Annotated in this window: 1 protein-coding gene; it reads right to left on the reverse strand. The window is 29.7% G+C overall.

What is annotated here, in order from left to right; all coding sequences use genetic code 11:
• The coding region (locus G9F72_RS26850; RefSeq protein WP_224676344.1) for a phage integrase N-terminal SAM-like domain-containing protein at positions 1–241 on the reverse strand (241 nt) is incomplete at its 3' end.
• Positions 242–306: the final 65 nt, after the last annotated feature.

A 306-nucleotide genomic window follows, 5' to 3' on the forward strand; every position in this document is an offset into this window, starting at 1 on the left:
CACCATACAAAAAACGAAGTCCACTATTATAGGAATTAACACTTCCAGAGGTAAGTTTTTTTTCTGTTGTGAGATAGTGAAGAAATTCTCTAATATCTTTTTCATAAAGTTCAGTTGCGGGTTTATCAAAGTGGTTTTGAAAGATTTTGCATTTGGTATAGTACTCATCTTGAGTATGTTTGCTTAAACCCCTGAGTTCTACATCAAACTTTAACTTTTCTAAAACTTGTTCTTTTGTCATAAATAAAACAACTCCTTTAAAGTTGAATTTTTTCCAATCTAAAGGAGTTGTATACAATAAACAAA

Origin of the sequence: Clostridium estertheticum, assembly GCF_011065935.2 — a bacterium.
Lineage (GTDB): Bacteria > Bacillota > Clostridia > Clostridiales > Clostridiaceae > Clostridium_AD > Clostridium_AD estertheticum_A.